This is a genomic window from Rossellomorea orangium, from assembly GCF_019334305.1.
GTDB lineage: Bacteria > Bacillota > Bacilli > Bacillales > Bacillaceae_B > Rossellomorea.
The window spans coordinates 31,845-55,318 of sequence record NZ_JAHWGH010000016.1 but is presented as its reverse complement, the minus strand read 5'-3'; the positions used below and the strand labels follow the sequence as shown (position 1 = coordinate 55,318).

Annotated in this window: 24 protein-coding genes; 1 reads left to right on the top strand and 23 read right to left on the bottom strand. The window is 43.2% G+C overall.

What is annotated here, in order from left to right; translation table 11 throughout:
- Positions 1-592 precede the first annotated feature (592 nt).
- The 15 genes from recO to rpsU form a co-directional block, all read right to left on the bottom strand.
- Positions 593-1,345, bottom strand: a complete 753-nt coding sequence (recO, locus tag KYJ26_RS14600) for a DNA repair protein RecO (protein ID WP_219168128.1) — start codon at positions 1,343-1,345, stop codon at positions 593-595.
- Between the two features lie 45 nt (positions 1,346-1,390).
- On the bottom strand, positions 1,391-1,534 hold the full coding sequence (locus tag KYJ26_RS14595) for a YqzL family protein (protein ID WP_082386398.1): 144 nt from the start codon (positions 1,532-1,534) through the stop codon (positions 1,391-1,393).
- Between the two features lie 106 nt (positions 1,535-1,640).
- Complete coding sequence (gene era, locus KYJ26_RS14590; protein WP_219168127.1) at positions 1,641-2,561, bottom strand: GTPase Era; 921 nt, start codon at positions 2,559-2,561, stop codon at positions 1,641-1,643.
- Positions 2,554-2,952 carry a cytidine deaminase gene (locus KYJ26_RS14585; protein WP_219168126.1) on the bottom strand — a complete coding sequence of 133 codons (399 nt, stop codon included), beginning with the start codon at positions 2,950-2,952 and terminating at the stop codon, positions 2,554-2,556. The genes era and KYJ26_RS14585 overlap by 8 nt, the downstream gene beginning before the upstream one ends.
- Positions 2,953-3,194: 242 nt before the next feature.
- On the bottom strand, positions 3,195-3,587 hold the full coding sequence (locus tag KYJ26_RS14580) for a diacylglycerol kinase (RefSeq protein WP_219168125.1): 393 nt from the start codon (positions 3,585-3,587) through the stop codon (positions 3,195-3,197).
- The gene (ybeY, locus tag KYJ26_RS14575; RefSeq protein ID WP_219168124.1) at positions 3,562-4,035 is read right to left on the bottom strand and encodes an rRNA maturation RNase YbeY; all 474 of its coding nucleotides are present in this window, start codon (positions 4,033-4,035) and stop codon (positions 3,562-3,564) included. Before ybeY ends, KYJ26_RS14580 begins: the two co-directional genes overlap by 26 nt.
- A 3-nt stretch (positions 4,036-4,038) precedes the next feature.
- Positions 4,039-6,195, bottom strand: coding sequence for an HD family phosphohydrolase (locus KYJ26_RS14570; protein WP_219168123.1), 2,157 nt, complete (start codon positions 6,193-6,195; stop codon positions 4,039-4,041).
- Positions 6,196-6,376: 181 nt separating this feature from the next.
- Positions 6,377-7,336, bottom strand: coding sequence for a PhoH family protein (locus tag KYJ26_RS14565; protein ID WP_219168122.1), 960 nt, complete (start codon positions 7,334-7,336; stop codon positions 6,377-6,379).
- Between the two features lie 3 nt (positions 7,337-7,339).
- Positions 7,340-8,527, bottom strand: coding sequence for a sporulation protein YqfD (gene yqfD / locus KYJ26_RS14560; RefSeq protein ID WP_219168121.1), 1,188 nt, complete (start codon positions 8,525-8,527; stop codon positions 7,340-7,342).
- An 11-nt stretch (positions 8,528-8,538) separates the two neighbouring features.
- Positions 8,539-8,823 carry a sporulation protein YqfC gene (gene yqfC / locus KYJ26_RS14555; RefSeq protein ID WP_219168120.1) on the bottom strand — a complete coding sequence of 95 codons (285 nt, stop codon included), beginning with the start codon at positions 8,821-8,823 and terminating at the stop codon, positions 8,539-8,541.
- Positions 8,824-8,880: 57 nt separating this feature from the next.
- The gene (locus tag KYJ26_RS14550) at positions 8,881-9,342 is read right to left on the bottom strand and encodes a hypothetical protein (RefSeq protein WP_219168119.1); all 462 of its coding nucleotides are present in this window, start codon (positions 9,340-9,342) and stop codon (positions 8,881-8,883) included.
- 30 nt (positions 9,343-9,372) lie between these two features.
- The gene (gene floA, locus KYJ26_RS14545; protein WP_219168132.1) at positions 9,373-10,368 is read right to left on the bottom strand and encodes a flotillin-like protein FloA; all 996 of its coding nucleotides are present in this window, start codon (positions 10,366-10,368) and stop codon (positions 9,373-9,375) included.
- 27 nt (positions 10,369-10,395) lie between these two features.
- Complete coding sequence (locus KYJ26_RS14540; protein ID WP_219168118.1) at positions 10,396-11,706, bottom strand: NfeD family protein; 1,311 nt, start codon at positions 11,704-11,706, stop codon at positions 10,396-10,398.
- Positions 11,707-11,856: 150 nt separating this feature from the next.
- Entirely contained in the window at positions 11,857-12,303 is a 447-nt protein-coding gene (locus KYJ26_RS14535; protein ID WP_219168117.1) for a GatB/YqeY domain-containing protein, read from the bottom strand.
- Between the two features lie 14 nt (positions 12,304-12,317).
- Complete coding sequence (gene rpsU / locus KYJ26_RS14530) at positions 12,318-12,491, bottom strand: 30S ribosomal protein S21 (protein ID WP_032087602.1); 174 nt, start codon at positions 12,489-12,491, stop codon at positions 12,318-12,320.
- A 336-nt stretch (positions 12,492-12,827) separates the two neighbouring features.
- Between rpsU and KYJ26_RS14525 the strand changes: the two genes are divergently transcribed.
- Positions 12,828-13,760 carry a Na/Pi symporter gene (locus KYJ26_RS14525; protein WP_219168116.1) on the top strand — a complete coding sequence of 311 codons (933 nt, stop codon included), beginning with the start codon at positions 12,828-12,830 and terminating at the stop codon, positions 13,758-13,760.
- Between the two features lie 34 nt (positions 13,761-13,794).
- On the opposite strand, the gene deoC is transcribed toward KYJ26_RS14525, so the two are convergent.
- From deoC to grpE, 8 genes are all read right to left on the bottom strand, one after another.
- Positions 13,795-14,466 (bottom strand): deoxyribose-phosphate aldolase, encoded by a 672-nt coding sequence (deoC, locus tag KYJ26_RS14520; protein WP_219168115.1) that lies wholly within the window; start codon positions 14,464-14,466, stop codon positions 13,795-13,797.
- A gap of 169 nt (positions 14,467-14,635) precedes the next feature.
- The gene (locus KYJ26_RS14515; RefSeq protein ID WP_219168114.1) at positions 14,636-16,297 is read right to left on the bottom strand and encodes a glycoside hydrolase family 13 protein; all 1,662 of its coding nucleotides are present in this window, start codon (positions 16,295-16,297) and stop codon (positions 14,636-14,638) included.
- Positions 16,298-16,535: 238 nt separating this feature from the next.
- Positions 16,536-17,870: a tRNA (N(6)-L-threonylcarbamoyladenosine(37)-C(2))-methylthiotransferase MtaB gene (gene mtaB / locus KYJ26_RS14510; RefSeq protein WP_219168113.1), complete on the bottom strand. Its 1,335-nt coding sequence runs from the start codon at positions 17,868-17,870 to the stop codon at positions 16,536-16,538.
- Positions 17,871-17,875: 5 nt separating this feature from the next.
- Positions 17,876-18,622, bottom strand: a complete 747-nt coding sequence (locus tag KYJ26_RS14505) for a 16S rRNA (uracil(1498)-N(3))-methyltransferase (protein WP_219168112.1) — start codon at positions 18,620-18,622, stop codon at positions 17,876-17,878.
- A 31-nt stretch (positions 18,623-18,653) separates the two neighbouring features.
- Positions 18,654-19,595 (bottom strand): 50S ribosomal protein L11 methyltransferase, encoded by a 942-nt coding sequence (prmA, locus tag KYJ26_RS14500; protein WP_219168111.1) that lies wholly within the window; start codon positions 19,593-19,595, stop codon positions 18,654-18,656.
- A 23-nt stretch (positions 19,596-19,618) separates the two neighbouring features.
- A complete protein-coding gene (gene dnaJ, locus KYJ26_RS14495) occupies positions 19,619-20,746 on the bottom strand; it encodes a molecular chaperone DnaJ (RefSeq protein WP_219168110.1) in 1,128 nt (375 codons plus the stop codon).
- Between the two features lie 191 nt (positions 20,747-20,937).
- Positions 20,938-22,767 carry a molecular chaperone DnaK gene (gene dnaK, locus KYJ26_RS14490; RefSeq protein ID WP_219168109.1) on the bottom strand — a complete coding sequence of 610 codons (1,830 nt, stop codon included), beginning with the start codon at positions 22,765-22,767 and terminating at the stop codon, positions 20,938-20,940.
- A 39-nt stretch (positions 22,768-22,806) separates the two neighbouring features.
- Positions 22,807-23,370: a nucleotide exchange factor GrpE gene (grpE, locus tag KYJ26_RS14485; RefSeq protein ID WP_219168108.1), complete on the bottom strand. Its 564-nt coding sequence runs from the start codon at positions 23,368-23,370 to the stop codon at positions 22,807-22,809.
- Between the last annotated feature and the right edge of the window lie 104 nt (positions 23,371-23,474).

Below are 23,474 nucleotides of genomic sequence, written 5' to 3'. Positions count from 1 at the left end.
CGCCGGAGCTAGCAGCCACCTAAAGCGCAGGCGGCTCGTTCAGAGGCGACAAGCATAAGACGGCCCTGCAGGAAAGGCGTTCTTTGCCTTTTTGGCAGGGTTGACTTATGACCTCGAGCCTCTAGCCGCCGGAGCTAGCAGACACCTAAAGCGCAGGCGGCTTGCTCAGCCCCGACAAGCATATCTGGAAAATCCCTGAAGGCGTTTTTTGCCTTTGGGGATTTTTTAGATATGACCTCGAGGGGCTAGCCGCCGGAGCTAGCAGACACCTAAAGCGCAGGCGGCTCGTTCAGAGGCGACAAGCATAAGACGGCCCTGCAGGAAAGGCGTTCTTTGCCTTTTTGGCAGGGTTGACTTATGACCTCGAGCCTCTAGCCTCCGGAGCTAGCAGACACCTAAAGCGGAGGCGGCTCGTTCAGCCCCGACAAGCATATCTGGAAAATCCCTGAAGGCGTTTTTTGCCTTTGGGGATTTTTTAGATATGAACTGAATTCTAGCCTCTTAGCCTCGTAGCTAACAGTAGCCATAAAAAATCAGGCCCATCCACAAAAGTGAATGGGCCTTTCTATATCACAAGCAGCATTTATAAATCCTAGAATAAGTCCTTAAGGTTATCCATTTGGTCTAAAAACCTTCTGGACTTTAATGTTAAACCTGAATTTTCATCGTAATAAGTCCTGATTACCCGTTTTAATTGACGTTTTGTTTCATCTTTCACCGAAATATTCCCCAACCGATTGATATCAAAATAATAAAAAACCCTGAGAAGTTTCACAGTACCTTGCGATAACGGTAAATGATGAGGATCTTCACTTAGACATCGATGACAGATGAATCCATTTTCCTTAAACGAAAACGCAAATTCCCCATCGCTCTCCCCGCAAACGGAGCACCCGTTCAGATGAGGATACAACCCTAATACCGGGAGCATCTTCATTTCAAATATATGCATAAGGATTTCCGGGTCGTAGTCTTCGTTTAGGTAGTGAAGAGTCTTATAAAGCAATTCAAACAGAAAGGGATTAGGCTTCTTGTCCTCGGTCGCTTTATCAAGGAGGTCGACGATGTATGTAGCATATGCCGTCTTGAACAGATCCTCCTTCACATGTCTCAGCGATTCGGCCATCTCTCCCTGTTGCAGGGTACCCAGTCCACTTCCTTTGATAAAAAGGAAATAACCATATGTAAACAATTGTGAAATGGCGGATAGACGGCTATTAGGTTTCTTTGCCCCTCTAGCCATCAATCCAATCTTTCCGAATTCCCTTGTGTATATGGTAACAATTTTGTTCGACTCACCGTAATGATTCGTTCGAATGACAATCCCTTCACATTTCTGCAGCATACAGCCACCTCCCGATATCAATCCACCCGGGTGATGACAAACTTATCACGTTAAAGGGAAATCTACTTCCGCTGTTTCTTCTTCAAAGCTGTAAGGATCTTCAAACGTCTCCTTTTCAAGCTCCTTAAAAAGGAGATAGGTGTCTATACTACCCGTTTGCGAAAAAAATTTCCATGTTAAGTCTAACATAAAAAACCCACCTTTCTGGATTTAAACTAGCAAGACTTCATAAGCTTTCTTGTGATTAGAATGAGCATTTTATCTCTAAAACATGTGGCCTAAATATTGTTAATTATCAATATTCGTCGTCGCTGAAGCCAAAGTCACGAAGGTTCGAGGATCGGTTTCGCCAATCTTTTTGCACCTTCACCCAAAGTTCCAGGTAAACCTTTGATCCCAAAAGGTTCTCAATGTCTACACGGGAACGCTTTCCTACTTCCTTGAGCATGGATCCCTGCTTGCCGATGACAATTCCTTTTTGTGAGTCTCTTTCCACAATGATCGTGGCGATGACGTCAATAAGATCCTTCTCTTGCTTTCTCTCCATCTTATCGATCACTACTGCAATACTGTGGGGAATCTCTTCCCTGGTCAAGTGCAGGACTTTCTCACGGATAAGTTCTGATACAATAAATCGTTCAGGATGATCCGTAATTTGATCGGCAGGATAGAATTGAGGTCCTTCAGGTAATAGGTCCTTCAATAACTGCAGAAGATGATCTACGTTATTTCCTTCCAATGCGGAAATCGGTACAGTCGCCGCAAACGGAAACAGGTCATTGTATTGTTGAATCATAGGAAGTAATTCATCGGGATGGATTTGGTCTATCTTATTAAGAATGAGGAAGACTGGTGTTTTCACACCTTTCAGCTTCTCTATGATGAAATGATCTCCCTTTCCCAATCCTTCTTCGACATTCACCATGAACAAGATGACGTCCACTTCTTTTAAAGTGTTCTGAGCAATCTTCATCATGAAGTCTCCCAGTTTATGTTTCGGTTTGTGAATTCCAGGAGTATCGATGAATATCATCTGGGCATCATCTGTCGTGTAAACTCCCTGAACTTTGTTTCGTGTTGTTTGAGGCTTATCACTCATGATGGCGATCTTCTGACCGATGACCCTGTTCAAGAAAGTGGATTTCCCGACGTTAGGTCGTCCGATAATGGAAATAAAGCCTGATTTGTATTCTTTATTACTGCCTATATTACTCATTTAAATCCTCCGGTGAAAATGCTCCTGGTAATAGTTCTGCTACGGTTAATTCTTCTACATCGCCTTTGAGATTCGTCAGGACGACTTTCATTTCTTTAGGACATAGCTCCGAAATGACTTGTCGACATGCTCCACAAGGAGGAACAGGTCTTGCCGTGTCTGCCACAACCGCAATCATAGAATAGTCTGTATCGCCTTCTGAATAAGCCTTGAATAAAGCTGTTCTTTCAGCACAGTTACACATGCTGTAGGCTGCGTTTTCAATATTACAACCGTGATAGACCTTACCACTTTTTGACAGAAGAGCAGCTCCCACCTTGAATTTACTATAAGGTACGTATGCTTTTTCTCTCGCTAGTTTAGCTTCTTGTATCATTTGTTCTGCATTCATTAATTTAACTCTCCTTTTAACCCTTACACATTCATTTTACTACAATTTTCATAAAAGAAAATGGGCTGTTATCATTTTGTAATAAAATAGTTAGATAATTCAAACTATTTATCGATATTGCACTTTGCTCCACTTATTCTATACAAGTATAAGAACGTTTTCAAATGAATTAAGGGCTGCAGGGCAGAATTCGTAAAAATTCTTTCCTGCAGCCCTTATTTTTCGCTCATAATACCTGTAAATTAGATGATCAAATTCAAAAGCTTTGGAAGAAAGATAATGGTCCCCACAATCGCCGTACATATCGCGAAGAGAAGGACGGCAGCTGATGCCAGGTCTTTCGCAGCCTTGGCAAGTGGATGAAACTCATCAACGGAAAGATCTACTGCCTTTTCAATCGCAGTATTCATCGTTTCAAAGGCAAGCACCGTAAAGACCAGTATGATCAGTACGGCCCATTCCATTGCCGATACCGAAAGAATATAAGCAAGGAAGAAAACGATCACTCCAACACATGCATGAATCCTGAAATTCTGTTCCGTCGCCCAAACGGATTTCATCCCTTCCGCAGCATACCCAAAGGATTTTAAGAACCTGAATAAGCCGAACTTAGTCTCTTTTGAGTCCATATTCATCCAGAATGTCCTTTTGTTTCTCAAACATCTGCTTTTCTTCCTCTTCCTCCATATGGTCATAGCCCAATAAATGGAGGAATCCGTGAAGGGCAAGGAAACCAAGCTCACGTGATACTGAATGATTGTATTCTTCCGCCTGTTCTTTCGTCCGGTCAATGGAAATGATGATATCTCCAAGTACACGCGGGATCTCTCCCCCGATGATTTCGATCTCATCTTCACCCAATTCTTCCAGGGCGAATGAAATCACATCTGTCGGTTGGTCCTTATCCCTGTATTCCCTGTTGATTTCCTGGATCCGTTCATTGGTCACGAAGGTTACGGAGACTTCGCTTTCGTCCTCGATCCCTTCTTTTTCAGCTGCAAAATTCAAGATATTTTGAACCAGCTGTGTTTGTTCGTCTGTCAGTGATTCAGTTTCATCTATAAAGTCGATCAATAATGGCATGCTTTATTCTCCTTTTGCTTGTAGTTCCGGATATTCGATTCTTGGATGAAATATTCCATTTAATGTCTCACACAATGACCTCTTAACTGTTTCCAACTGTTTTAATGATATATCACACTCGTTGAACTGCCCGTCCTGCAGACGGTCTTGTACGATTGAGTGGACGAGCTGCTGAATTTCAGTCTGAGTGGGTGATTTCTTCGACCTGACAGCCGCTTCCACACTGTCGGCAATGCTGATGACAGCCGCTTCCCTTGTCTGTGGTTTAGGTCCTGGATAACGATAATCATCTTCCTTAACATCTTTCCCTTGTTCTTTCGCCTTATAATAGAAAAATTTCAGGAGGGTCGTACCATGATGCTGCTCGGCGATGTCGACGATTTCCTTCGGCAGTTTATGTTTCCGGAGCATCTCAGCTCCATCCGAAGCATGACTAATAATAACATCCCTACTTGTTTCAGGCGAGACCCGATCATGGGGATTACCCATATTCAGCTGATTCTCGATAAAGAAATGCGGTCGTTTAGACTTGCCGACATCGTGATAGTAACACCCGACCCTCGCCAACAATCCATTTGCCCCAATGGATTCACAAGCTGCTTCCGCAAGGTTTGCCACCATCACACTATGATGATAGGTACCCGGAGCGTCGGTCAGCAGTTTCTTTAAGAGTGGCTGTGTTGGACTTGACAACTCTACCAGCCTCATGGAGGACAGGATACCGAAACCTGCTTCAAAGAACGGGAGGAAACCGATTGTCAGGATGGAAGAGCTGATTCCCGATACAAGGGCAAACACAAGGTAATAGACATATTCGCTATTCGAGTAAGACGTACCGCTTAATAGAATTAGGAAGCCCAGGATGAGGATATTGACCAGGGCTACGTAAATTCCCGCCCTCAAAATATTCGAACGCTGATTGCGGTTCATTAGGAAAAGAATCCCCGAGACGCCGCTGAATAAAGTATAAATCGCTATTTCGATGTCAATGGATCCAGAGAACTGTTGATGAAAGACGATGCTCGAACACGCTGAGAGGATGAACACCATCATCATGGCAATCCGCTCATTTAAGAGGATCCTCAATATCATACCTGTAAACGCTGCAGGGAAGATGAAAGCAATATCATTGATCTCAAGCTGCTCGATCAGTCCCACAATCTTCATGATCAAGAGGGAAATGACGAATACGATACTCGTCAGGATCAAGTAATTCTGCTTTCGCTCCTCTGACACTTCGAGGGTATAAAAGAAATAATACAGTGAACTGATCACTACGAGCACAAAGAGGGCCAGCCCGACGTATGGCCTAAAGGAAAATGTATTTTCCACCATTCCCAAAGACTTCAGGATACTGTATTTTTTAGGAGTGATGAGGTCCCCGTCTTCAACGATGACCCCGCCTTCGATGATTTCCACCTTTTCGACGTTTGCCTCGGCGAGCTTCTTTAACTCATCCGTCTTTTCAGCATCATAGTAAAGCGTCGGCTCTAAAGCGACTTTTCCAAGTTTAACGGCAGCGGTTGACAGCTCGCCTTTGAATGAATAATTGGTGATCCGTTGTTCTAAATTTAATTTCGCTTCATTTAGCGCTTCCTCTTTTACGCCGTTTTCCATAATGATCTTCATTTGTGTGGACACGATGGTCTCTACACGGGAGAGGTCGTCTTCTGACGCCTCCAGCAGTGACTTCAACACATCATCACTCAAACTGTTGGTTACATTATTATTTTTATCTTTGGGCAATTTTGCTTTTAGCAGTTTCAGCTGATCATTAATATTCAGATTCGGCGGTGGCTTTAAATCGTCTTCCACCACCTTCTGTTCAGACTCTTTTTTCACTTCAGTAACGCTTTCCATAAGAGAGTGAAGCAGCGATATGGAGTTGTCGATCGCCCCTTCTTTAGGGGTATATACATCCGCCACTTCCGCCTTCGCTTCTTCCTTCTTCTTGGCAGTGGCCTCTTCATCGACAAATTTCTTAGGAGCCCTGATCGTTGTAGGTGCATCTTCATACAAATTAATATCCAGCGTTTTGGGTTTCACATTTCCATATAGTACACCGAACACAATGATACCCAATAACACAAATAGAAGATTGGTAAACAACCGGTAGCTTAGAAAGCTCCTTATCTTAAGTAGAAATGGGTGAGTTTGCATAAAGAACCCCCTGTTATGTATAGACAATTTCGGTTTATTCAAAAACATGTAGCAATTATGTAAAATGATAACAGTTTTTGACTTATTTATCTATGTTTAACCCATTAAAAAAAGATTGATCCAGATACATGCCGCTGCATTTCGGGAGGGCATGGACCTATCGGATCAATCTCTGTTTAGCTTATTTTTCATTTGCTTCATAGGCATCGATAATTTTCGCGACCAACGGATGTCGAACAACATCAGCTTGATCGAGATAAATGAACGATACTCCCTTGACATCCTTTAATATTCTTTCAGAAGATATTAACCCCGACTCGCTTCCCCTCGGCAGATCAACCTGGGAACGGTCTCCCGTGATGATCATCTTTGAATCAAAGCCCAGTCTGGTCAAGAACATTTTCATTTGTGCCTTTGTTGTATTCTGTGCCTCATCCAGGATCACGAACGCATCATCCAGTGTACGGCCCCTCATATAGGCAAGGGGAGCGATCTCAATGGTCCCTCTTTCGATCAAGCGTACGGTATGCTCTGCTCCCAAGACATCATGCAAGGCATCATAAAGGGGACGGAGATATGGATCTACCTTTTCCTTCAAGTCACCAGGGAGGAATCCGAGGCTTTCCCCAGCTTCTACAGCCGGCCTTGTCAGGATAATCTTCTTGACCTGCCCATTTTTAAGGGCATGAACGGCCATGACCACAGCTAAATACGTCTTTCCTGTGCCTGCAGGACCGATCCCGAACACCATATCATGTTTCTTGATGGATTGAATGTATTGCCGCTGCCCAAGGGTTTTGACCCGTATGGATTTACCTTTTGCGTTCTTAGTGATTTCTTCATTGTACAACTCTGTAAAGTATTCAAGCGTCCCTTGTCTGCCCATCTCGATGGCATAGTGGACGTCACGCTGGCCGATATTGATCCCTTTGCGGATCACGGCCACCAGTCGATCAGAAATATCAAGAGCGAGACTTACATCTTCTTCTTTACCCGAAACCAGCAATTCTTCGCCTCTTGTTACAATCGAAACGTGTAATTCCTGTTCTATTAATTTAAGGTGAGAATCTGAAACGCCAAACAAAGCGATGGCTTCATTAGGGTTTTCAAGTTGTAATTTCATTAAGATTTCATCTGACATTCGTTAGTCTCCTTGAATAATTGGTTGTCCTACTGCAATATTTTCGATTACTTTGAAGTGAATGGTTACCCTAACTTTACCATTCTCAACCTTTTCTTGCAAAATTTTTTCGTCTCTGATTTCTGCATCTTCCGGGAGGCTGGATTCAAGGTTACTCTTGGCAAGCTTCTTGGCCGCAATGATGGCTTCTGACTTCGTATAGGTTCTTTCCACATCCTCTTTTTCTTTCATGCTTCTATCCATATAATAAACAGGGAGCTCCCACTTAAGAAATCGGAGGGTTTTTTTATTTTCTTCCACTATAATGTCCTTGAATTCCGTTTTCCCGAATCCCCATATCGGGATATCAAGTGAACCTATCCCCAGATAATGTTTTCTCTTCTCATTGCCACTGAACACGATAAATCGTGACTTTAACGGTAGTTCCACTGACGTCTTATACCATGTTTCCCCCAGAATCTTCGCTTTGGCCGACACACCTTTGGGATCCTTTTCATTCCCGATCAAACCGGAAACAAGGAGCTGACCTTTACTGACGTAGTCATTCACGTTCACCTGTGGATCTCCTTCTTCTACAAACATGTTTGTAATGATAGCTTTCTTTGCTGCGACGATGTGCTGCAGGCCAGTGGATTCAGAAGGCTCTGGTGCGTTCTTCTCCACTACTTGAAAGTGGAAGGTTGTCCCTTGTAATTCCACCCCTACCCACGTAATATTATTCATTCTGAAAGATAATTCCCGTTGAATGTTCTCCACATCGGGTATCGAGAACTGCATCTTCCCCTTGGAAACACCCATTTCCTTCAGTTCCTTCCGTATACTGTGTTCGGTTTGAGGAGACGCACCCTTTATCTGTATGTCCCACACCATATTGGAGAGAAGGAATACGATGACGAAGAATGCCAATCCACCTATCATAAATCCGGAATTCTTTACTGATCGCTTGAATAGAAAAGGGACACCCTGACCCCTTAGAAATGTCGCTTTACACCCTGATCCCCGAACCGCTCTTCTGAAGTTATGTACATCGTCTAAGGATAAGTAAAAGGTGATGGTCTCAGTCCCCGCTCTCCTTACATTCCAAACCGTGATATCGGCACGAAGCAGTTGATTGATGACCCGTTCGGCTAATCTGCCTTCCATTTTCACAAATACCTTTCCCCTCAGAAAGGTAAACCATTGATTCTTCAAATCCGTCCCTCCTATTGTTCTAAATAGATCACTTCTACAATTTTTCCCTGAAGGAGAATTTCTTCCGGAAGAATCATCTTGATGACAAATTGTTCCCCTTTTATCAGCACCTGACCCTGCTTTAACAGAAGCCGCACCTCTCGATCTGTGAAGGTCAAAAGCCCCCGGTGGTTTTCTATATAGATATGAATTTGTCCAATCATTGTGACGCGAGGAAGGTCCATCATGACATCTTCGGGTAAATCCATCTTCTGTGTCATCCACTTACGCATATGGTGTATAAAACTTTTCGCCATAAAAAAAGAACCCCCTTTCATCTCATATTTATGAAATGAAAAGGGGTTTCATCACTGTTATTTTTGATGATGACGTTTTTTTGATCTTGGAGGACCAAATACCTCCGAGTAAATAAATCCTTTTACGATATCATCTTCATTTTTGAAATCAAGTTTGAGGGAACGGCTACCATCGCGAATCTTCGCGGCCCGGGTATGATGAGCTTCAAGCTTCCTTGAATAACGCTCTTCCTGTTCCTTGAGGCTGGTTGATTCCGCCGCCCTCTTCTTATCTTCTAAACGGGCTTGAATAGAGGATACAACCTCTTTCATCGGCTCCCTGGATGATCTGGGCTTATTCTGTCTCGTTCTTTCACGTTCTCTTTCTGTTCCCCTCCCCCTACTATCATGCGCGGGCGGAGAAGGCGGAGAGGCTGTTTGAATCGGTTTCTGCCTCGGCTTATTGGAGGGTGGCTGTTTCACTTTATTGAATATGGATGTGATGAGTCCTATCAATATAGCAATGATCAATGGTTCCATGGAGAAAACTCCTTTCTAAACAAAGGGAGATTACTTATCGTTTTTTGGATCTTTTTTATCCCCTGTCAGTTTTCCAATCGAGTCTCTCATCTCTGTATCAGCATCGATGTTCTTCAGGTTCATATAGTCCATCACACCGATGTTGCCTGATCTTAGGGCTTCAGCCATGGCGAGTGGGACTTCTGCTTCCGCTTCCACAACCTTCGCTCTCATTTCTTCTACCCTTGCTTTCATTTCCTGCTCATTGGCAACGGCCATTGCTCTTCTTTCTTCCGCTTTTGCCTGAGCGATGTTCTTATCTGCCTCTGCTTGCTCTGTTTGCAGTTCAGCACCGATATTCTTACCGATATCAACGTCGGCGATATCAATCGAGAGAATTTCAAATGCAGTACCTGCATCCAGACCTTTTGAAAGAACCGTTTGAGAAATCAAATCCGGGTTTTCCAGTACCTTTTTGTGATTGTCGGATGAACCGATCGTAGATACAATCCCTTCCCCTACACGGGCAACGATCGTCTCTTCACCGGCACCCCCGACCAGGCGGTCTATATTTGCACGAACCGTAATACGCGCTTTGGCTTTCACTTCAATACCATCCATAGCTACACCGGCAATGAATGGTGTTTCGATCACTTTTGGGTTAACACTCATTTGAACCGCTTCCAATACGTCACGACCTGCAAGGTCAATGGCAGCACAGCGTTCAAACGTCAATTCGATGTTTGCACGATGAGCAGCAATTAACGCATTAACGACCCTGTCTACATTCCCCCCGGCAAGATAGTGGCTCTCAAGCTGATTGATCGTGACCGTAATCCCTGCCTTATGCGCTTTAATTAATGGATTGATTACACGACTTGGGATAACACGTCTCAATCTCATCCCCACTAGTGTAAAAATGCTGATTCTAACGCCTGCTGCAATAGCTGAAATCCACAGCATGACTGGTACAAATGTAAATAAAACAGCTAAAACGATAATCCCCACCACAATTGCAACGAGGAGTAAAATCGTACTTGGTCCTATAACCATAATTTCTTACCTCCTAAAGTATTATGAAATGTCTCTTACTACAATCCTTGAACCTTCAACCTTAACAATCTTAACCTTTTCACCTGCTTTGATAAAGCCGCCTTCTGTTACAGCATCAATTCTTTCTTCTTCCACTATCACAGTACCGGATGGTCTTAGAGGCGTTTTCGTTACGCCCTCTTTCCCAATCAAGTCCAATCGATTGGCATTTGAAACATATCCGCTTTCCGTGCTGGTGGAATCGTTTAAAATGATTTTGTTAAAAAATTTCATTTTTTTACCAAACACCTTTACAAAGATAATCACTGTCGCAGCTGCAATCAATAAAGCGATCAGAACCGATATCCCCATCTGCATCATATCGCCCCCAGCCAACATAATACTTCCAAGGATCGCACCTATCCCGAGTCCCCCGGATATTCCGCCAGGCAGGAAGAACTCCGCCACAATCAGAATAATACCAATGACAAAAAGGATAATGGTTTCGTATCCAGCAAGCCCTGCAACCAAGTGTCCATAAAAGAATAATACAAGGGATATCAGGCCGATAGAACCGGCAATTCCAAATCCCGGTGAATACAGCTCTACAATCAACCCAATGCTTGCAAGGGACAGAAGGATCGGTACGACAACAGGATTCGTGATGAAACGGGCGAGTTTTTCCGCAAACGTTTCTTCCACCTGCTTTACAGAGGATTTTTCCACTCCGATCGTTTCATACAATTCATCGAGGTCTTTGACAGTCCCTTCAGAATAACCGATTTCCTTTGCTTCCTTTGAACCCAACGTTAAGAGTTCGCCTTTTTCAATCCCGAGTTCTTCAATGACGATTGACTCATCTGCCATGGCCAATGCATATTGAGGATCTCTCCCATTCGATTCGGCAGCACTTTTCATGGCCGACAGCCAATAGCTTTGAGCCTTCTTATCGGCGGCATTTCCCGCTTGATCTATGACAGCTGCAGCCCCCATTTGTCCGTTGGGCACCATATAGATTTCATCTGCATGAAGGGAAATGAATGCTCCCGCTGAAAGCGCATGATTGTTCACAAATGCAATCGTCCTCGTATCGATGCCATCCATGAGTTGACCGATATCACCGGCGGCATCCACCAATCCCCCAGGTGTATCAATATCAAAAATGATCAGTTCAGCATCGTGGTCTTCCGCATCTTTGATCGCTCTTTCCAAAAATGCATGAAGCCCTCTTTCAACCTCTTTTTGAATGGGAATCACATATACCCGATCCGCATCTTTAGCAGAACCGACAAGCGGCTGCAGAAAGCTGCACCCAAGGATCACGATTAATAAAGCAAGTATACCTCTCCTCAACTTAACCCCCTCGTTTCAGGTAATATTCCTTGATACTCTATGTACGGATGACCTATTAGAAAAGTTTCATCATTTTTGAAAATTTTCATCTTTACTGAAATCGGTTTTAAAAAAACCGGAAAGCATCGAAGCTTTCCGGTTTCTTTAATCTTATGATAGATGTTGAAGAACAAGTTTGTTGACGAGAGCTCCATCGGCTTTCCCTTTTAATTTAGGCATGATTGCCCCCATCACTTTGCCCATGTCCGCTTTAGAAGTAGCACCTACCTCCGTTACCGTCTGTTGGACAATAGCAGAGACTTCTTCTTCTGAAAGCTGTTTAGGCATATATATTTCGACGTAAGTCAGTTCTGTTTGAATTTTTTCAACGAGGTCTTCGCGACCAGCGTTTTGAAATTCCTGGAGGGAGTCTTTCCGTTGCTTCACTTCTCGAGAAAGGACAGTCAACTCTTCGTCTTCAGAGAGTTCCTGTTTCCCATGTTTGATTGCTTCATTTTGAAGTGAAGCCTTTAGCATGCGGATAACGGAAAGCTTCTCTTTTTCTTTATTTTTCATCGCTTGTTTCATATCATCATTTAAACGATTGAGAAGACTCATACTTACACCCTCTCTTAGAACTTACGCTTTCTTGCAGCTTCTGATTTCTTTTTGCGTTTTACGCTTGGCTTTTCATAAAATTCGCGCTTTCTAAACTCTTGTAAAGTTCCTGTTTTAGAAACTGAGCGTTTGAAGCGACGAAGAGCATCTTCAAGCGATTCGTTTTTACGAACAACTGTTTTTGACATCTCTCTTTCCCTCCCTCCGAACACACTACACTTACATGTTCAAGTCAAGAAATGGTTTGTACCAATTTCTCAAGACGCAGGATTACCTGACGTCCCTTTACTTCACCAATAGGTTATGGCTTTGCCCTTGCCTTATTGTCACAAGGGGACAGAAAGTGTATGTCTTTCTTGGATGAATTTCTTTAAGATTACAAAGAAACTCATGTACTTTGCCATTATAATATATGATATGTGTCAGGTCAACAATTTATCATAAAACACTCATATAAATAGGCATGTCTCACTGAATTTCTCCATACATTTATAGTATTCGTACTGGTGTACAGGAGGAATTCAATGCTTTTACATGGGGTCGCCTTTATTTTTTTCATCTTATGTTTCTTATTCGGAATGACCTGGTTGAGATCCGGTTTATTTAATATTGCAAATGAAAAGATCAAGAAGTGGCTTCATTATCTTACGAACACACCAGTTAAGGGAGTCATGACGGGAACGGTCGTCACCGCTTTTATCCACAGCAGTTCTGCCGTCATGGTCCTTACCGTAGGACTTGCTTCTTCCGGGTTAATCCCTTTCCGTCAGACCATCGGCATTATGCTCGGTTCGAATATCGGGACCACTTTCACCCTTGAGATGTTCACACTGGATATGAACTACCTCATTATCCCATCAATGATCTCCGGGTGCATACTGTATTTATTCCGGTCACCTCAGATCAGAAGTACAGGTATGATATTTGTCGGATTCGGATTGATATTCACATCCATCCGGGCCATCCAATGGCTTGCAACCCCTTTGACTACGCACGAATCCTTGCGGGCTTACATGCTACAGGTGAACGAACATATCATTCTTGCCTTACTGATTGGGTGTGTGCTAACCGCCATCATTCAATCCAGTACTGTCGTGACCGGGGTGACGATGGGGTTTCTTGCTGCAGGTTCCATTGACCTTCATGCAGGGATAGCCATCATGCTGGGGGCAAACGTCGGCACATGCATCACGGCCTTTATTGCGAGCATAGGCGGCGGGACACAGGCAAAGCTGACAGCGTACGCTCATATCTGGCTGAATGTAATTGGTGTTGCCATGTTCATCCCATTCATTCCATTACTCGCTACGGTTGTAATGGCGCTTGCAGGCTCTGCGGATTTACAGCTGGCCCACGCGAGCGTCATCTTTAATCTGATCTGTTCCCTTTTAGTCCTCCCTTTCGCCAATCGATTTGCCAGATTGATTGAGAACATCCATCTCTCAAAAAAAAGCTGAACGGGCAACCATGTCCCATTCAGCTTTTTCTCTATTAATAATCTGAATCGCTTGTTAAACCTTGTACAATTTTCACGCCTGAGCTCGCTCCTAATCGAGTAGCTCCAGCCTCGATCATTGCCTGCGCATCTTCCAGGGAGCGTACGCCACCTGAAGCCTTAACGCCAATTTCAGGTCCAACGGTTTTTCTCATTAATGCGATATCTTCTACAGTCGCACCTCCAGTAGAGAATCCGGTTGATGTTTTCACATAGTCTGCTCCTGCATCTACAGCAAGTTGACATGCTTTCACTTTTTCTTCTTCAGTAAGAAGACATGTTTCAATGATGACTTTAGAAAGTGCTTTTCCTTTAGAAGCTGCAACAACAGCTTCGATGTCACGCTTCACCAAATCGTGGTCTCCGCTTTTCAATGCACCGATATTGATGACCATATCGACTTCCGTTGCACCCTTTTCGATCGCATCTTTCGTTTCGAATGCTTTTGTTTCAGGTGTAGAAGCTCCAAGTGGGAACCCGATCACGGTACATACTTTTACTTCCGTACCGCTTAATAATTCACTTGAATATTGTACCCAGGTAGGGTTTACACACACAGAAGCAAATTTAAATTCTTTTGCTTCCTGGCAAAGTACCTCTACTTGGTCTTTAGTTGATTCAGGTTTAAGTAAAGTATGATCGATCATACTTGCAATGTTCATAGTCATTTAATATCTCTCCTTTAACAGTTGTCCGTACCTCTCTTATCATACCAAAACTATGAGAAAAAGACGAGTACTTTGTAGTATCTCCCAAAATAAAGAAAACCTTTTCATTTTTTTGGATAAAATTAAAAACAACCCCGGTCGATTAGACCGGGGCTCAAGCGAGAAGTGATTATATTCTGTACACTCTCGCTTCGTATGGTTTGAGAATGAATGTGCTCAACTCTTCATGACTGTCTACGTCATAATTGTTCAACAGAAGATCAGATGAAGAGATTTTTAGTTCATCCAGGTCACATACGGCTTCCTTGGTTGAAAGATTGGTGATGACGATCATGGATGTATCTTCCCCTGTACGGGTATAGGCATAGATTTGCTTGTCTTTTTCAAGGAGTAAATCATAGATTCCATACGTGAAGACATCTTCCTGTTTCTTCAGTTGAATCATTTTCTTGTAAAAGTTGAGAATGGAGTTTTCATCCTTTTCCTGCGCCTCTACGTTGATTGTCGTAAAGTTTGGATTCACTTTCATCCACGGTGTACCCGTCGTGAATCCAGCGTTTTGTTCACCTGACCATTGCATCGGCGTTCTGCTGTTATCACGTGAGGATGCCCAAATGATTTCCATGATATCCTGATGAGGGACTCCCTCTTCACGCTTTAGACGATATAGATTTTTAACCGCCACATCATCATAATCTTCAATGGAAGGGAATTGAACATTGGTCATGCCGATTTCCTGGCCCTGATAAATGAAAGGAGTTCCCTGCATGAGGAAATACATGGCTGCCATTGCAGTGGCACTTTCTTTCCAGAATTCAAGGTCGTTCCCCCAAGTGGAAACAACACGGGGTTTATCATGATTCTCAATGAATAATGCATTCCAGCCGTTTCCTTCAAGACCTTTTTGCCAGCGGGTCAGGACCTTCTTTAATTCCACAATGTCTAGATCAGGATTTGTTTCAGCATCCCATAAACCCAGATGCTCAAATTGGAAAATCATATCCATTTTCCCGTTTTCTTTCCCTACCCATAGTTCAGCCTCGTCCGCTTTAACGCCGTTTGCTTCGCCGACAGACATAACATCATAGTTGGCATACGTTCGATCTTTGAACTCTTGAAGGAATGTATGAATTCCCTTTTGGTTCATATGCATGTCGAAGGAAGAAACATATTTTTCTTGCTTTGGGTTCGGCATGTCAGGTAGTCCAGGACGTTTCTTGATATGGCTGATTGCGTCGATCCTGAAGCCGTCAATCCCTTTATCAAGCCACCAATTAACCGTATCATATAGTGCCTCACGAACTTCTTCGTTTTCCCAGTTCAAATCAGGCTGCTTCGTTGAAAAGACGTGCAGGAAATATTGATCTGTTTCCTCATCATATTCCCATGCCGATCCTCCAAAGATGCTTTCCCAGTTATTCGGCTCCTTGCCTTTTTTGGCATCTCTCCAAATGTACCAGTCACGTTTAGGATTTTCTTTAGAGCTCTTAGACTCGATGAACCACGGATGCTCGTCACTAGTATGATTGAGAACCAGATCAATGATCAGTTTCATCCCTCTTTTGTGTACTTCGTCCAGTAATTGATCGAAATCAGCCATCGTTCCGAAGTCTTCCATGATATCTTGATAATCAGAAATATCGTATCCATTATCATCATTTGGAGATTTGTACATCGGACAAATCCAGATCACGTCGATTCCCAATTCTTTAATATAATCCAACCGCTGTATAACTCCCTGCAAATCCCCGATGCCGTCACCGTTAGAATCCTGGAAACTCCTAGGGTAGATTTGGTATCCCACTGCCTCTTTACGCCATGCCTTTTTCATCGTAACACCTCATCAAAGTATAGTAAGATACAAACGCTTACATTTAATGCAATCGTTTGCACTATTAGTTTAAAAAAAAGATCCATTCACTGTATTTGATTAACAATAATAGTTTACAACCTTCTACTGCACTAATCAATAGATAATTTGATTCTGACGAAAAAAAAGAAAGTGGATACAAAGTATTATTGTACAAAAACAAAAAAGGCACCCAACAGTTATCAGGTGCCTTCATCTATTAGATTACAGCTTTTTCATCTGCCTCTTCAAGTACTCGCACAAATTGTCCTTCGTTTATAGGATAACCTGCTTTGGTGAGTTTCACTTTCACCAATTTCCCTACCATGTCTTCCGTTGCAGGAAATACCACTTTCAAATAGTTATCCGTATATCCTACATAGAGATCATCCTTATAAATTTCTTCAGGGATAACCTCGAGCACTTCGTTTTCGAACTCGGAAGCATATTCTTTCGCTAATTGATTTGAAAGCTCAATCAAGCGGTGAACTCGTTCATTCTTGATGTCTTCATCAATCTGATCGTCCATTCTGGCAGCAGGCGTACCTGTACGTTTGGAGTATGGGAACACGTGCAGCTCAGAGAATTTATGTTCTTTGATGAAATTATACGTTTCCATGAATTCTTCTTCCGATTCCCCCGGAAAACCAACAATGACATCGGACGTAACAGCAAGACCAGGTAATGCCTTTTTAAGTTTTTCCAATCGCTCTGCAAAAAATTCCATCGTGTACTTTCTGCGCATTCTCTTCAGGACCGTGTTCGAGCCTGATTGAAGCGGAATATGCAGATGCCTTACTACGATATCGGATTGATCGATCACATCAATGACTTCATCCGTCAGTTGACTGGCTTCAATGGAAGAAATACGGATTCTCTTAAGCCCCTTCACTTTTTGCTCTAAATCCTTTAAAAGCATAGCAAGATTGTAATCCTTCATATCTTCACCGTATCCTCCGGTATGGATCCCTGTCAGGACAATTTCTTTGTAGCCTGCATCGACAAGCTGCTGAGCCTGGTTGATGACTTCTTCAGGATCACGGGATCTCATCAGCCCACGTGCCCATGGGATGATACAGAACGTACAGAAGTTATTGCAGCCCTCCTGTATTTTAAGAGAGGCCCGGGTACGATCCGTGAATGCCGGGACATCCAGTTCTTCGTAAACACGGTTCTTCATGATATTCGTAACGCCATTGATTGGCTGGCGCTCTTTTTTGTATTCTTCGATATACGTAAGCATTTTCCTGCGATCCTGAGTACCTACTACGACATCGACGCCGGGGATGGCCATGATTTCGGCAGGGGACGTTTGGGCATAGCACCCCGTTACACAGATGACACCGTCAGGGTTCTTCCGAATGGCACGGCGAATGACCTGCCTGCTCTTCTTGTCCCCTGTATTGGTTACCGTACATGTGTTAATGACATAAACATCTGCGATGGAGTCATACTCTACACGTTCATATCCTTCTTCTTTAAAAAGTTGCCAAATGGCTTCTGTTTCGTAGTGGTTCACTTTACACCCTAGAGTGTGAAACGCTACTGATGGCATTACAATCACCTCATAAGTTCTAATTGATAGCTGATGGCTGAGAGTACATATAACGGAGCCGTTTCCGTCCTCAGAATCCTCGGGCCAAGCCCACAAGTAAGAAACCCTTCGCTCCTCAACAGCTCTATTTCTTTTTCCGATAATCCGCCTTCAGGGCCGAATACGACCAGGATACTCTGTCCAGGCTCAATAGAGGTTAGCACCTTAGAAAGGTTCCCCTTTTCACCCGCTCGTGCATCTTCTTCATAAGCGACAAGTTTATATTCGAACGGTTCTTGAATCAATTGTTTGAGTGAAACGGGCGCAGATACTTCAGGGACAAGCAGTCTATGCGATTGTTCAGCCGCTTCCTTCACAATCTTCTCCCACCGCTCCGTTTTTTTCTTTGCTTTTTTATCGTCCCATTTCACAATGGAGCGATCCGCATTAAAAGGGATAAATCGAGTGGCTCCAAGCTCTGTACCCTTTTGGAAAATCAACTCCAATTTATCCCCTTTCGGCAGTCCGCTCGCAATGGTTACTTTAATTGGTAATTCTTTCGTCGATGTTTCCCATTGTACTATTGATAGCTCGACTGCGTCACTGGAAATCGTTTCAATACGGGTGATCGCTGATGCCTGATCCTTGAAGACGACGAATACTTCATCCTCTTCCTTCATTCTCATCACACGCACCATGTGATGATAGTCGTCTCCCGTTATGATAATCGGATCATTTTCTCGATATAGGCTGTTAATAAAATATCGTTGCATTCAGGTTCAACTCCACCGTTTTTACTTTGTTTTACTGGGGTTTCAATGCGATGATCGCAACCCAGTCTTCCATGACCATGATTTCCTCTATCTTGAAACCTGCAGCCTCCAATGAGTCACGCACTTCCTGCTTTTTGGGCTGGATGATCCCCGATGTGATAAAATATCCACCCGGTTTCACAAGCTCATAGGCATCTTCTGTAAAACGAAGGATGATCTCAGCCAGGATGTTCGCCACGATCACATCTGCCTGTCCGGTCACACCATTCAACAGGTTATTGGCATCCACCGACACCGTACTCTGTACTTTGTTTAGCTTCACATTCAATCTCGCTGATCGGACAGCCACTTCATCCAGATCATATGCCCTTACTTTGTCTGCTGCTAAAAGAGCGGATGCAATGGACAATACACCTGAACCAGTGCCGACATCGATGACCGAATCGTGTTCCTTTACGATTCTCTCGAGAGCTTGGATACACATGACTGTAGTGGGATGCGTCCCTGTTCCAAACGCCATTCCCGGATCCAATTCAATGATGAGTTCGTCACTATGAACGGGAGTATAGTCTTCCCAAGTAGGGACGATGGTGAACTTATCGGAAATTTTAACAGGATGATAGTATTTCTTCCAGGCTGTAGCCCACTCTTCTTCATTCACTTCTGAGATTTCCACTTTGTTCTCACCGATATCGATATCATAGGTCACAAGATTCGTAATTCCCTGCTTAATCTCATCTACTGTTTCTCCGAGGAAACTATTGACCGGTAAATATGCCTTAACCAAAACTCCGTCTGTCGGATAATCGTCAGGATTGAGTTGGTAGATCTCACCAAACATATCTTCTCTTTCCTTAATTAACTCGGCAGGATCTTCTATGACCACACCGCTTGCACCTGATTCATGAAGAATGTTTGAAATCGGCTCAATCGCTTCATTCGTCGTAAGAATACTGATTTCTGACCATTTCATTGATCTACCAACTCCGTTCTGAGTTATTCGCCTTTAAAGGCTTTTTTCACTTTATCGAAGAAACTTTCATGCTGTTCATCAGGGATTTGTCCGCTGATGTCAGCAAATTCTCTTAATAATTGCTTCTGCTTATCCGTCAGCTTGGATGGAGTGACCACCTTCACTTGTACATGCTGGTCTCCAGTACCATATCCACGCACATTCGGTACACCTTTTCCTTTTAGACGGAATCTTGTACTCGTCTGGGTTCCCGCAGGTACCTTCAGCTTCACTTTACCATGCAGTGTCGGTACTTCTATCTCATCACCCAGTGCCGCTTGAGCAAACGTCACAGGCATTTCGCAATAAATATCATCTCCGTTACGCTCGAAGAAATCATGTGAGCGGACATGGAAAACAACATATAAATCACCGGCAGGGCCGCCATTTATACCTGGTTCACCTTGACCAGTCACACGCAATTGCTGTCCATCATCGATACCTGCCGGAATTTTGACAGAGATTTTTCTACGCTTCTGGACCTTACCATCTCCACCACATGTAGAACATTTTTCCTTGATTTGCTTACCTGTACCATTACAGTAGTGACAAACCCTTCTGTTCACGATGCGGCCGAATGGTGTATTCTGCTCAACATTCAATTGACCCGATCCATTACAGTGAGAACATGTATTGACCTTCGTGCCAGGTTTCGCTCCTGAACCTTTACACGTGTCACATTCTTCCTCTCTCGGAATCTCAATTTCTGTTTCTTTACCGAATACCGCTTCTTCAAATGTCAGTGACATCGTATATTGAAGATCCGCACCTTGTCTAGGGGCATTCGGATCTCTTCTGCGACCTCCGCCGCCTCCGAAGAATGTATTAAAGATGTCTTCAAAACCTCCGAAGCCGCCTCCGCCAAAGTCAGCACCGCCACCAAAGCCCTGGTTAGGATCTGTATGTCCGAAACGGTCATATTGGGCACGCTTCTGATCATCACTTAAGACTTCATAAGCTTCCGATATTTCTTTGAACTTTTCATCCGCATCCGCTTCTTTATTAATATCCGGATGATATTTTTTGGAGAGCTTGCGGTATGCTTTTTTCATTTCGTCTTTCGAGGCATCTTTTCCGACCCCAAGAACCTCATAATAGTCCCGTTTACTCATTAAAACACCACTCCCGAATCCTTTGCATAAAGGTTATTTTAACATTGAGCTTCAACTATTATCAATAAAAACTCAACATTCCTTACAATAGTTTGTGTCTGTTAGATGAATGAACATCTTCTGCTTCTTCAATCATAGAAAAAGTCAAAGCCAAGAACCGCCCTGACTTTGACTTTTTCGTTCAATCTACATTATTTCTTGTCGTCGTTTACTTCTTCGTACTCAGCATCGACTACATCGTCATCTTTCGAAGCTTCCCCTTCAGCTCCTTGAGCCGCTTGTGCTTCCGCTTGGGCCTGCTCATAAAGCTTCATCGTTAAACTTTGAACGATTTCCTGCAATGCATCTTTCTTTTCGCGGATAAGATCAAGATCATCTTTCTCGATCGCTTCTTTCAGTTCTGCTTTCGCATCTTCCGCATTTTTCACTTCTTCTTCTTCAACTTTGCCTTCAAGATCTTTTAGCGTTTTTTCCGTTTGGAATACAAGTTGGTCTGCTTCGTTGCGAAGTTCGACTTCCTCTTTACGCTTTTTATCTGCTTCGGCATTTTCTTCGGCTTCTTTCACCATGCGTTCTACTTCGTCGTCTGAAAGGCCTGTTGAAGATTTGATCGTGATGTTTTGCTCTTTACCTGTTCCAAGGTCTTTCGCACTTACATTCACGATACCGTTTTTATCGATATCGAATTTCACTTCGATTTGTGGTACTCCACGTGGTGCTGGTGGAATGTCCGCTAATTGGAAACGACCAAGCGTTTTGTTGTCGGCAGCCATTGGACGCTCACCTTGTAATACGTGAATATCAACAGCTGTTTGATTATCAGCAGCAGTTGAGAATGTTTGGGATTTAGATGTTGGGATCGTTGTGTTACGCTCGATCAGCTTCGTTGATACGCCACCCATTGTTTCGATACCAAGTGAAAGTGGTGTAACGTCAAGAAGAACAACATCTTTCACATCTCCAGTAAGAACTCCACCTTGGATCGCTGCACCCATGGCAACAACTTCGTCCGGGTTAACGCCTTTAGAAGGTTCTTTACCAGTTTCTTTTCTGATTGCTTCTTGTACAGCAGGGATACGAGTTGATCCACCAACAAGAATGATTTTATCGATTTCGCTTGCAGAAAGACCAGCATCTTTCATTGCTTGACGAGTTGGTCCCATTGTACGCTCGACAAGATCAGAAGAAATTTCATCGAACTTCGCTCTTGAAAGATTCACTTCTAAGTGAAGAGGTCCTGCTTCTCCAGCCGTGATGAATGGAAGTGAGATTTGAGTTGAAGTCACTCCAGATAAATCTTTCTTCGCTTTCTCAGCTGCGTCTTTTAGACGTTGAAGAGCCATTTTATCTTTAGAAAGATCGATTCCGTTCTCTTTCTTGAATTCAGCAACAAGGTAATCGATGATGACTTGGTCAAAGTCATCTCCACCAAGACGGTTGTCACCGGCAGTAGAGCGTACCTCGAATACTCCGTCACCAAGTTCAAGGATTGATACGTCGAATGTACCGCCACCAAGGTCATATACAAGGATTGTTTGATCTTGGTCCATTTTATCAAGGCCGTAGGCTAATGCAGCAGCAGTTGGCTCATTGATGATACGTTCAACTTCTAGACCTGCGATTTTACCAGCGTCTTTTGTAGCTTGACGTTCTGCATCGTTGAAGTAAGCAGGAACTGTGATGACTGCTTTCTCCACTTTTTCTCCAAGATAATCTTCTGCATATGATTTTAAGTGTTGAAGAATCATAGCTGAAATTTCTTGTGGTGTATATTCTTTTCCTTCTGCTTCTACTTTGTGATCTGTTCCCATGTGACGTTTCACTGAGATAATTGTGTTAGGGTTTGTGATTGCCTGACGCTTTGCAACTTCCCCAACTTGCTTTTCACCATTTTTGAACGCAACAACCGAAGGAGTCGTGCGGTTTCCTTCTGCATTCGCGATAACTTTAGGTTCTCCACCTTCAAGTACTGATACACATGAGTTTGTTGTACCTAAGTCAATACCGATAATTTTACTCATAGTAAGAAACCTCCCTATTTTGTATATGTAATGTCTATTTTATTGACTGACCTTCACCATGGAAGGACGAATTACTCTGTCTTTCAGCTTATATCCCTTTTGGAATTCCTCGACAACGACATTGCTGTCGAAATTTTCATCTTCCACCTGCATGACTGCCTGGTGCAAGTGAGGGTCAAACTCCTGACCAACCGCTTCAATTGGTTCCACTCCCTCTTTCTTAAGGGCATCAACAAGACTTCTGTGAACCATTTCCATTCCTTGAAGCAATTGTTTCGTTTGTTCATTATCAGCTTCTATATTTAAAGCACGCTCGAAATTATCGAGTGCCGGCAATAGTTCCGTAATCAATCCTTGAGCACGATATTTTTCCTTCGCTTCATTTTCAACATTTACGCGACGGCGGAAATTATCGAAATCGGCTCTTAGACGAAGATAACGATTTTCAGATTCATTCAGCTTTTCCTCTAATTGTGAAAGCTCATCTGATACTTGCTCTTCCGCTGTTTCTTCGACTTGAGGCTCTTCAGCGAACACTTCTTCCACTACTTCGCTGTTCTCCTCTTTCGCTTCCTGCTGCTCTTGTTTCGTTTCTTCAGACATAACATTCACCTCCTTAAAAAAATATGAACATGTCACTTTGATCTCGTTCATTTGAAGCCACGGAAGCGCCTTAAAAGACTGCTTCCGGAGCCCTTTTTTCCTTT

What these genes read in the sequence shown, in the direction of transcription:
- dnaJ (WP_219168110.1), bottom strand. Translation starts at nt 20,746, where the DNA reads ATGAGTAAACGGGACTATTATGAGGTTCTTGGGGTCGGAAAAGATGCC.
- KYJ26_RS14595 (WP_082386398.1), bottom strand. Translation starts at nt 1,534, where the DNA reads ATGTTAGACTTAACATGGAAATTTTTTTCGCAAACGGGTAGTATAGAC.
- KYJ26_RS14515 (WP_219168114.1), bottom strand. Translation starts at nt 16,297, where the DNA reads ATGAAAAAGGCATGGCGTAAAGAGGCAGTGGGATACCAAATCTACCCT.
- yqfC (WP_219168120.1), bottom strand. Translation starts at nt 8,823, where the DNA reads ATGGCGAAAAGTTTTATACACCATATGCGTAAGTGGATGACACAGAAG.
- mtaB (WP_219168113.1), bottom strand. Translation starts at nt 17,870, where the DNA reads ATGCCATCAGTAGCGTTTCACACTCTAGGGTGTAAAGTGAACCACTAC.
- rpsU (WP_032087602.1), bottom strand. Translation starts at nt 12,491, where the DNA reads ATGTCAAAAACAGTTGTTCGTAAAAACGAATCGCTTGAAGATGCTCTT.
- dnaK (WP_219168109.1), bottom strand. Translation starts at nt 22,767, where the DNA reads ATGAGTAAAATTATCGGTATTGACTTAGGTACAACAAACTCATGTGTA.
- ybeY (WP_219168124.1), bottom strand. Translation starts at nt 4,035, where the DNA reads ATGCCATTATTGATCGACTTTATAGATGAAACTGAATCACTGACAGAC.
- KYJ26_RS14565 (WP_219168122.1), bottom strand. Translation starts at nt 7,336, where the DNA reads ATGTCAGATGAAATCTTAATGAAATTACAACTTGAAAACCCTAATGAA.
- deoC (WP_219168115.1), bottom strand. Translation starts at nt 14,466, where the DNA reads ATGACTATGAACATTGCAAGTATGATCGATCATACTTTACTTAAACCT.
- KYJ26_RS14525 (WP_219168116.1), top strand. Translation starts at nt 12,828, where the DNA reads ATGCTTTTACATGGGGTCGCCTTTATTTTTTTCATCTTATGTTTCTTA.
- KYJ26_RS14535 (WP_219168117.1), bottom strand. Translation starts at nt 12,303, where the DNA reads ATGAGTCTTCTCAATCGTTTAAATGATGATATGAAACAAGCGATGAAA.
- KYJ26_RS14580 (WP_219168125.1), bottom strand. Translation starts at nt 3,587, where the DNA reads ATGAATATGGACTCAAAAGAGACTAAGTTCGGCTTATTCAGGTTCTTA.
- grpE (WP_219168108.1), bottom strand. Translation starts at nt 23,370, where the DNA reads ATGTCTGAAGAAACGAAACAAGAGCAGCAGGAAGCGAAAGAGGAGAAC.
- KYJ26_RS14550 (WP_219168119.1), bottom strand. Translation starts at nt 9,342, where the DNA reads ATGGAACCATTGATCATTGCTATATTGATAGGACTCATCACATCCATA.
- prmA (WP_219168111.1), bottom strand. Translation starts at nt 19,595, where the DNA reads ATGAAATGGTCAGAAATCAGTATTCTTACGACGAATGAAGCGATTGAG.
- era (WP_219168127.1), bottom strand. Translation starts at nt 2,561, where the DNA reads ATGAGTAATATAGGCAGTAATAAAGAATACAAATCAGGCTTTATTTCC.
- KYJ26_RS14585 (WP_219168126.1), bottom strand. Translation starts at nt 2,952, where the DNA reads ATGAATGCAGAACAAATGATACAAGAAGCTAAACTAGCGAGAGAAAAA.
- recO (WP_219168128.1), bottom strand. Translation starts at nt 1,345, where the DNA reads ATGCTGCAGAAATGTGAAGGGATTGTCATTCGAACGAATCATTACGGT.
- KYJ26_RS14505 (WP_219168112.1), bottom strand. Translation starts at nt 18,622, where the DNA reads ATGCAACGATATTTTATTAACAGCCTATATCGAGAAAATGATCCGATT.
- KYJ26_RS14570 (WP_219168123.1), bottom strand. Translation starts at nt 6,195, where the DNA reads ATGCAAACTCACCCATTTCTACTTAAGATAAGGAGCTTTCTAAGCTAC.